We start from the raw sequence: 9,737 nt of genomic DNA, 5'->3' as shown, positions 1-9,737 counted from the left end.
CGCCGAGGCCGACGGTGCGCCAGCCGGTGCCGAGATTGGGGCCGAGGACCCAGCCGCCGAAGGTCCCGCCGGCATGCATGTCAGCGTTATAGTTGACGCCGGTGGCGGTATCGCGCACCAGCACGTCGGCCGTGCCGTCGCGGGTGACGTCGCCGGATGCGATCGCCTGGTAGGTGCTGGTGAGCCCCGTGCTGACCACGCCCCAGACCGGGGCACCCGAGGCGATGTTGACCGTGTAGATGGCACCGTTGGTGGTATTCTGCACCAGCGCCTCGGACCGCCCGTCACCGGTGAAGTCGTCGCTGCCGACCAGCCGCCAGCCGGCGGGCAGCGAGCCCAGCACGCTGCCGAACCCGGATGCCGCACCGGCATTCATGTTCTGGAAGATCACCTGACCCGTGGCGCTGTTCTGGAACAGGACGTCGTCGAAGAGCGAACCGTCCATGTTGGAGACGCGGTTCTGCTGGATGCCGGCGAGACCGAAGGCCTGAGCCCCGCTGTTGAAGCCCAGCGCTTCGATGTTGATCAGCGTATCGACTGCATCCGTGCCGGACGCCGCCGACACCTGCGTGAAAAACTGGCCGCCGGAGGCGAAGGAGCGCACGAGATAGTTGGCCCGCGCGCTGGAGAACAGCGCGGCATCGGCGCCGCTGCCGCCGTCGATCCCGTCATTGCCGGCGCCGCCGGTGCCGAGGTCGTTGCCGCCGCCGCCGACGATCGTATCGCCGCCCCCGCCGCCGGTGAGGTTGTTGCCGGCCTCATTGCCGAACATCGTGTCGGCGCCCGAACCGCCGACGGCGTTCTCGATCACCGTACCGACGGCAATGGCAATGTTGTTCAACAGTCCGCCGATGCTCGAAAAAGCCCCGGAAGCGAGATTGATCGTCTGGTTGGCGGAATAGCCCGATGCATTCAGAGTATCGTTGCCGCCGCTGTCGTAAATGGTGAAACTGGGTGCCGTGCCGTAGGTGGTGAAACTGTAGACCGATCCGGCATTTGCGTTGTGGCCGTAGATGTTGTCGCCCGTGCGCGAGGCGCGGGCGCCGTAATGGTTCTGCACCGCGAGGATGTCCGCGAGCATGGGCGTCATCGTGAACCGGTACGTTGCGAGGTCGGGATTGGGGTCGGCGCCGTCGAAATAGGACATCAGCGTGTATTGCCAGATGTCGTTGGCGTACGCGTTGTCGATGCTCCAGCTCGCAGACCCGTTATAGGGTCCGCCATGGCCCAGGCCCAGCGCGTGACCGATCTCATGGAGATAGGTCTGGTAGGTATAGCTGTCAAAGGCGTCGGTGCCACCGCTCCAGGTCTTGGCGATGTTGATGAAGGACGATGTGATGAAGCCGCCGGAACTGCTGGTGCTGGCATAGGCGCCATCCATCTCGTCGTCGAGCACGATGGCCCCGCCGGTCGATACCTCGTTGAAGGTCAAGCCGCAGACGTCGGACCAGGCGGCGAAGGCCAGCCGGGCGAGGATGGCGCGCTCCGGCTCGAGCGCCGCCACGTTGAAGCTGACGGTGCTCGTGTTCCATCGCACGGCGGACCGGCCGGTCGACTCCCAATAGGTGTGGGTCAATTGATCGGCGATCTGCGCCACTGTCAGGTTCGGGTAGTAAACCGAACTGCCGGCATTGGCGGTGAGCATGTATTGACCGGCCGACGTCCCCGCACCGCTCATGGCGACATAGAAGGTGCCCGACGTCGTCGCCGTATAGCTGAGACGCGAATAGGAAAGCGGCCCGCTGTCATCGTCGTAGGCCAATTGTACCCCTGACGCGTTGTACAGGGTGATCTCCGGGTTGGGCAGAGAGCCGCGGCCGAAGCCGAACCCGCCGAACGTGTAGCTTACCCCGGACGTGAGCGTGATGCGGAACCAGTCGGCGTCGGTCGCCGAGTTGACGAAGCCGGTGACGGCTTGCCCAGAGGCAATCGTGAAGGTCGTCGCGGTCGAATCGGGGACCGTGTCACCGGCCGGACCTGAAGTCTGCGCGGTTCCCGTGATCCCGTTCGTCCAGTGGGTGCCCTCGGCGACATAGACCTCTCCGATGGTGAACCCGCCACCTGGCGGCGTATTCAGGAGGATATCCGGATCGTCACACCCCCAAGGCGAGAGCGATCCGGCGGGCCTGTCACCAGATACGTTCAGCAGGCAGACAAAGCACATGGTGAAGAAATTCCAGCCAGAGGATCGCGCTTCAGAATGCCAACAATCTCGCTATGCTGACTTAACTCACTGCCAAAAAATCTGCCTTTAACGTCAAGAATTCTGGCGCCACTTTGGGTTGACTGCAAGACCGAATACATCGACTCCAATCACCCAAAAAGATTGATGCAACGGCAACATCATGCGGCAAACAACGACCGTTAGGTGATGTCGGCTATTGATCGCATGGGTCAGGCTGGCTCGCGGCCGACATGCCGCCGTGGGCGAGAAGAAGTGCACGGTGCCGTTGCGCGACTGAAAGAAGCGATCCATGGTGCATCAACGGACCAGCGCAGATTGCGGCTTCGTCGGCATCAGAGCCTCCGGGACGCTCCCCTTCCTCACGACCCTCCGACTGACCGAATCCGCCGGTCCTGCCGCATAGACCTCAAAATCCCGTCGCCCCGCAGAACCAATTGTGGTAGCGGGATGGCGATCAACTGTGGGTAGGCATGCCAGCCGATCCCCGGGTGCATCTTCCAGTCCGCCATGAGCAGCCGCGGAGTTCTGCGTGAGTTCCCCCCCCTTCCAGGTCACGCCCCCCACGAGGACCCGGTCAAGCGCGCCTTCCGCATGGTGCGCGGCGATTGGCTGCATGTGACCATCTTCTCAGCCTTCGTGAATGTGCTGATGCTTACCGGCCCGCTCTACATGCTGCAGGTCTACGATCGGGTGTTGGCGAGCCGCTCGATGCAGACGCTCGTCGCGGTGTCCCTGATCGCCCTGGCCGCTTTCATGCTGCAAGGTGCTCTCGACGCGTTCCGGCTGAAGCTGCTGAGCCGCATCGGCGCCAAGATCGACCGCGAGCTCTCGCCGCTTGCCGGGCGGGCGGTCGTCACCCTGCCGCTGATGGGTGCCAAGCCGGGCGCCCCGCAGCAGCCGATCCGCGATCTCGACGCATTGCGCGGGTTTCTCGGCAGCCTCGGTCCGACCGCGCTCATCGACATGCCGTTTATGCCGCTCTTCCTGGCGGCCTGCTTCCTCCTGCACCCGTTGCTCGGATGGCTGACGGTGGCGGGCGGGGTGGTGATCCTCGCCCTGACCTGGCTCACCGACCGCAAGAGCGCCGGCCCGACCCGCGCCGTCATGACCAGCGGCGCGGAGCGCACGACCATCGCCGAAAGCGGCCGCCGCAATGCCGAGGCGATCCGCGCCCTCGGCATGACCACGGCGTTCAGCGCGCGTCACCAGAAGGCGCATGACGGCCACGTCAGGGACGGCCTCACGCTGTCCGACGCCGCCAGCGGGATCGGAGCCTATGCCAAGGTGGTGCGCTTCGGGCTGCAGTCCGCCGTGCTCGGCCTCGGGGCCTGGCTCGTGGTGCGCGGCGAGCTGAGCCCCGGTGCGATGATCGCGGCCTCCATCCTGACCAGCCGGGCCATGGCACCGATCGAACTGGCCGTCGCGCACTGGAAGAGCTTCGTCGCGGCGCGTCAGGGCTATCAGCGCCTGAAGTCCATCGCGTCGCATCTCCAGCAGCAGGACAAGGCGATCGACCTGCCCAGGCCCCACAAATCGCTGCAGGTCAGCGAGGCGACGATCGCCGCTCCCGGTTCGCAGCGCGTCATCGTGCAGGGCGTCACCTTCCAGCTGCAGGCGGGACAGGCGGTCGGGCTGGTGGGTCCATCCGGCTCGGGCAAGTCGACGCTCGCGCGCGGGCTCGTCGGCGTCTGGCCGCTGGTCGGCGGCGCTGTCCGCCTCGACGGGGCACGCCTCGACCAGTGGCATCCCGAGCAGCTCGGCCGGGCGCTCGGCTACCTGCCGCAGGATGTCGAGCTCTTCGACGGCACGGTCGCCGAGAATATCGCCAGGCTCGATCCCGCCATGACCTCCGAGGCGGTCCTGAAGGCCGCCGCCGCCGCCGGCGCGCACGACATGATCGTCGGACTGGCGAACGGCTACGATACCGTGATCGGCGAGCGCGGCACGGCCTTGTCCGGCGGGCAGCGGCAAAGGATCGCCCTGGCGCGGGCGCTTTATGGCGACCCCTTCCTCGTCGTCCTCGACGAGCCGAACGCCAGCCTCGACAATGACGGCGACGAGGCGCTCACCGAAGCGATCCGCGGCGTCAAGGCCCGCGGCGGCATCTGCGTCGTGGTCACCCACCGGCCGTCGGGCCTCGCGGCCGTCGATCTGGTCGGCGTGATGGCGCTTGGACAGCTGCAGGCCTTCGGGCCGCGGGACGAAGTGCTGCAGAAGATGATGCGACGCCCCATGCCGGCGCAGACCATGAAGACGGGCAAGCCGCTGACGACGGTGGGCGGAACCGGAGGTCAGCCATGAGCCGGGATGATCGTCAGCCCGGCCTTGCGCCGGACATCGACCGGGCCAGCGGCAAGGCGAAGCGCGCGGGCTACCTCGCCCTCGTCATCTTTCTCGGCACGCTCGGCGTCTGGGGGGCCCGCGCCTCGATCGCGGGTGCGGTCGTCGCCCAGGGCAATTTCGTCGTCGAGAACAGCGTCAAGAAGGTGCAGCACCAGCAGGGCGGCATCGTCGGCGAGCTGCGTGTCCGCGAAGGCCAGGTGGTGCGGGAAGGCGATCTGCTGATCCGCCTCGACGACACCATGGCACGCGCCAACCTGCAGATCCTGACGCGCCAGATCGACGAGTTCGTCGTGCGCTCGGCGCGGCTGGAGGCCGAACGCGACCAGGCCGGCGGCGTCATCGTCCCGGCGAGCCTCGGGGCGCGTGCCGTCACCGATCCCACGGTGGCTGACCTTCTGGCCGCCGAACAGCGCCTCTTCGCCATCCGCGCGACGGCGCTGGAGGGGCAGCGGGCGCAGCTCGCCCAGCGGATCGGGCAGATGCAGTCCGAGATCGAGGGCCTGTCGCAGCAGCGTGCGGCCAAGGTGCGGGAAGCCCAGCTGATCCAGCGCGAGCTGACCGGGGTCCGCGACCTGTTCACCCGCAACCTCGTGCAGATCACCCGGCTGTCGCAGCTCGAAAGGGAGGAATCGTCCCTCGAAGGGCAGAAGGGCCTGCTCACCGCGCAGATCGCCCAGGTCCAGGGCCGCATCGCCGAGACGGGACTGCAGATCATCCAGCTGACCGAGGAGCGGCGCTCGGAGGCCATGAAGGAGCTGCGCGACATCCAGGGGCGCATGGGCGAGCTCTTGGAACGGCGCACCGCGGCGGAGGACCAGCTGAAGCGCGTCGACATCCGCGCCCCGGCGTCCGGCATCGTCCATCAGATGCAGGCGCATACGGTGGGCGGCGTGATCAGCGCTGCCGAACCGGCCATGCTGATCGTTCCCTCCGGCGAGCTGCTGCATCTCGATGCGCAGATCGCCGCCACCGACTATGACCTCGTCTCGCTCGGCCAGCAGGCCCAGATCCGGCTGCGTGCCTTCAACCAGCGGACGACGCCGGAACTCACCGGAACCGTCTCGCGCCTCGCCCCCGACGTCACCCGCGAACAGCAGACAGGGCTGACCTACTACATCGTCCGCATCACCATTCCGCCGGCCGAACTCGCCCGCATCGCGCCGCTGACCATCAGTGCCGGCATGCAGGCCGACGTCTTCCTGGCGACCGGCGACCGCTCCCCGGTCAGCTATCTCGTCAGGCCGGTCCTCGACCAGTTCGCCAAGGCCTTCCGGGAACGCTAGCACCGGAACCCGGCCGCCGCGGGAGTGTCCGGTCGCAGGGCGTTGGCGTGTCCGCGTTGCGCGTGGTGTCGATGGTAACAGGTGCAGCGTTGCAGGCTGCGCGGCTAGCACACAGCCTCTGCCTGTGACGGGGAGGACGATTGTGTTCGGCGAAGGTACCGACCACCCGTTGCCTGGCGACCGAGGCGATGATGGCAAATCGGGCCCGGACTGTGTCATCGGCGATGAGGGCTACGACGTGCTGCCATGCGGGAGGACTCTCCCGCGATGGCCTGCAACCGACCATTCGCCATCCTGCGCGCCGGTGGAAACGCGATGGTCCGATTTCCTCGGCCCCCCGGTCGGCAACATCCCGAACCAGATCATCTGGGGGGCATTGCGTCTCACCGACCGGGCTTCACCATCAAGCCCTCGTCAGGTTTTCGGTGCCATCCAGAGCGGCGGCTCCGTCGGCAACTGGGTGGTTTCCTTGCGGGTCGACAGCGCGATGATCGTCTCGGTGCGCTCCACGCCAGGGACGGATTTGATCACATTGGCGAGCAAACCCTCCAGCATCCGCGGGTTTTTCACGCGCACTTTCAGCGCGTAGTTCCACACGCCAGTGACATGGTGGCATTCGAGCACGCAAGGCTCCGCCAGAATGCGCGCGAGAAACGGCTTCTCGGTTGCGGGGTCGCTCCAGCCCACGAACAGAAACGCCAGCAGGTCCAGCCCCAGCGCCTCCGCATGGACATGGGCGTGAAACCCCGTGATCACGCCCTTGTCGACCAATTTTCCAATGCGTTCCTTGGTGGAGGAGACCGAGAGGCCGATTTCCTTGCCCATTTCAGCCAGTGAAGGCCGCGTATCGGCCTGCAAAAGGCCAATCAGTTTGCGATCCGTCGAATCGAACTCAGCCAACATCGTCTCCGCTGCCAAGGGCCTTGTTTTCCAGAATATTATGTGGCAAATTCCACTAATAGACATAAATAATGCGGTCAAACAGGATTTTTCTGTTCAATAGATCGCACATGTCAGGCCGGCCAGAACGGCTGTGATTAGACGGTTTTCGCGAGGGGCGCGCAATCGCCTTTCGCCAAAACCACAGTGAGCCAACGCATCTGGATGTACGTGGGCCACCCGCGCGGGCGGCAGTTCATCCGGCCCGGATGCGGTCTTTCAGAAGACGTGCGGACGCACCGCAAAGGCTGCGTCGCCCGCACGTCGTTCCTTGACGACCGCACATAGCCCCACGGCATCCGGAGACTGTCATGCCCAATGTTCCCGTTTCTTGGCTTCAAGAGTTCGTTGTCGCTCCGGCAGGCGGGTCAGTATCCCGACCGACGATGATCCAGCTGTCGAACGGCAATATGCTCGTCGCCTGGCACAGTTCGAACGATACCGGCCCGGGCGCGCCAGCCGGTCGGGATATCATCGGGCAAGTCTTCGACCCTCTGGGAAACCGCGTCGGGACCGAGTTCCGTGTCAATCAGTTCTCCCAGCTCGGCAACGAGCAACTCGTCAGCCTCGCGGCCCTTCCCGATGGTGGATTTACCGCAGTCTATGAAAGCCAGGCATCGAATGGTGTGAGGTCGATCTTTCTCGATCAGTTCAATGCCCTGGGCACCGTGTCGAACGGCAGCACGGTCGAGATCGATTTTTCGACGAATGCCCCCAACGTGTCCAATCCACGCATGGCGGTGATGAATGCGACGACTGCGATGGTCGTCTATGAACGGTTCGAATCCGGGATCAACAAGGTCATCGGCAAAATATACAATCCGACCACGGGCACCTATGGCCCTGAAATCGTGGTGTCAGATTCGGCAGAGGGCGCGACAGGTCCCGAAGTTGCCGTTCTGTCTTCGGGGAAATATGCCGTCGTGATGCGCATCGGTGGTTCGGACCCATCGATCATCTATACAATCTACGACAGTGCGGGTGCTTTCCTCAGCGCTTTTGTCGTGCCCAACACCGACGCGAACCTCATCAACGAGATCGACCCGGACATCACCGCGCTGGATAACGGCCGTTTCGTCATTTCCTGGACGAGGCAGGGTTCGGCCACCGATGTCGGCTGGCAGATGTTCGACGAATCCGGCGCGGTGAGCGCGCCCGATTACGTCGGCACCGGCTCATTCACAAACAACAACAACGAGTCGAGCGTCACGGCTCTGGCAGATGGCAATTTTGTCGTCGTCTACGATGATGACCAGACGTCGGGTCTGCGGGTCGAGCATGTCAGCTCTCAGGGCGTCGTACTCGGTGTTTTCATGATTGCAGGGCCGGATCCGTCCCAGCCGACCGTGGTTGGTTTGGAGGATGGACGCTTTGCCGTCGTCTGGCTGCAGAACACATCGACCGTGATGATGGAGATTCTGGATACGCGGAACGCGGTCAACACGCCCGTTTACGCGCCGGAGGGATGGCAGGTCGGCACCAATGGCCATGATATCATTGGGCAGACATCTGAAATTGTCCACGGGTGGAATGGAAACGACGAGATTACCGAAGCAAATGGATCCGGAAACACGTCCATTTTTGGTGATGATGGCAATGACACGATCTTTGTCGTTACCAGTATTGGGTCGGACTATTTCAATGGGGGGATCGGTGTCGACAGGATCGATTGGTCTGCCGTCAACGAAATCGGCGCGACCTTCGATCTCCAGCTCGGCTTGGCAGGGGATACGGGTGGCAATGAAGAGGAGATGCTCGGTTTTGAGAACCTGACCGGTACCAACAACGCTGACACGATCCTCGGCAGTGTCTTCGAGAACGCCCTGGACGGGGGTGCGGGCAACGACACGATCATCGGCCGCGATGGCAGCGACCTCATCACGGGCGGCGCGGGCAACGACGCGATCGACGGCGGCACAGGCAACGATGCCGCGATCTGGCTCGCCTCGCGGTCCAATTATCTGGTCCGCAGCTTCGTCTCGGCCGGCACCTTCTATACGCAGGTGTCGGCGGTCACCGGCAACGACGGCGTCGACCTCCTCGTCAATGTCGAGACCCTGGGCTTCAACAGCGGCGGTCAGGCCTTCGGCAACGCCGGCATCCAGCAGAACCTCGTCGCCAACATCGACGGCTCGCTCTATGACGACGCTCTGTTCCAGAACACCGCAACCGGTCAGATCCTCTACCAGAACATGAATGCCGGCACCGGATCCGGTTTCAACAATGTGCTGGGCTCGCTGCCCGCCGGCTGGCGGCTGGTCGGCAGCGATGACTTCACCGGCGACGGGCGGGCCGACACGCTGGTGCAGGACACCAACACGGGGTCGATCTACACGGTGAACATCGCCTCCGGCGCTCCGGTCTGGGGCGTGGTCAACACGGGGCTCACCAGCGCCTTCCAGGCGATCGCCTCCGGCGACGTGACGCGGGACGGCACGGCCGACGTGCTGGTGCGCGATACCGCCACCGGCGTCAACTATATCGCTGACATGAATGCCGGCGGGACCTTCGGCGGCTGGGTTCTCGGCCCCAATCTCGGCACCGGCTGGCGCACCGTCGGCCTCGGCGACTTCAACACCGATGGCGCCTCGGATGTTCTCGTCCAGAACATCGCAGATGGCACGACCTACTATCGTGACATGGTCAACAACCAGTGGGGCCTCGTGTCGGGCGCAGTCGGCTCGCAGTGGGTGGCGCGCGAGGCCGGCGACCTCAACGGCGACGGCTATGCCGACGTGGTCTTCCGCAATACCGCGACCTCCGACATCTGGTGGGTGAACATGCTCGGCGGCACCAATGCCGGCTGGAGCGTGGTGGCGAACGGCCTCGCCGGCTGGGACGTCCGGGGCTCGGCCGATGTCGACAATGACGGCTATCGCGACGTCATCGTCCAGAATACGGCGAACGGAACCACCTACTACGCTGACATGAACAACGGCGCCTTCGCCGGATGGGGCACGGTGAGCGGCGCGCTCGGCACCCAGTGG

5 protein-coding genes are annotated in these 9,737 nt (G+C 64.6%); 3 read left to right on the top strand and 2 right to left on the bottom strand.

Annotated elements, in window-relative coordinates:
• The coding region (locus tag Q8O26_RS17875; RefSeq protein WP_305578060.1) for a M10 family metallopeptidase C-terminal domain-containing protein at positions 1-2,164 on the bottom strand (2,164 nt) is incomplete at its 3' end.
• Between the two features lie 528 nt (positions 2,165-2,692).
• Between Q8O26_RS17875 and Q8O26_RS17870 the strand changes: the two genes are divergently transcribed.
• Both Q8O26_RS17870 and Q8O26_RS17865 read left to right on the top strand, forming a co-directional pair.
• Positions 2,693-4,486 (top strand): type I secretion system permease/ATPase, encoded by a 1,794-nt coding sequence (locus Q8O26_RS17870; protein ID WP_371134602.1) that lies wholly within the window; start codon positions 2,693-2,695, stop codon positions 4,484-4,486.
• Positions 4,483-5,811, top strand: a complete 1,329-nt coding sequence (locus Q8O26_RS17865) for an HlyD family type I secretion periplasmic adaptor subunit (protein WP_305578058.1) — start codon at positions 4,483-4,485, stop codon at positions 5,809-5,811. Before Q8O26_RS17870 ends, Q8O26_RS17865 begins: the two co-directional genes overlap by 4 nt.
• 414 nt (positions 5,812-6,225) lie before the next feature.
• Here Q8O26_RS17865 and Q8O26_RS17860 read toward each other — a convergent pair whose 3' ends face one another.
• Positions 6,226-6,714, bottom strand: a complete 489-nt coding sequence (locus tag Q8O26_RS17860; RefSeq protein WP_371134603.1) for an Lrp/AsnC family transcriptional regulator — start codon at positions 6,712-6,714, stop codon at positions 6,226-6,228.
• Positions 6,715-7,061: 347 nt separating this feature from the next.
• Here Q8O26_RS17860 and Q8O26_RS17855 point away from each other — a divergent pair.
• Positions 7,062-9,737 (top strand): beta strand repeat-containing protein (locus tag Q8O26_RS17855; RefSeq protein ID WP_371134601.1); only part of this gene is annotated, 2,676 nt, incomplete at its 3' end.

This window comes from Phreatobacter sp. (assembly GCF_030691135.1).
GTDB lineage: Bacteria > Pseudomonadota > Alphaproteobacteria > Rhizobiales > Phreatobacteraceae > Phreatobacter.
This window is presented reverse-complemented; position numbering and strand designations above follow the sequence as displayed.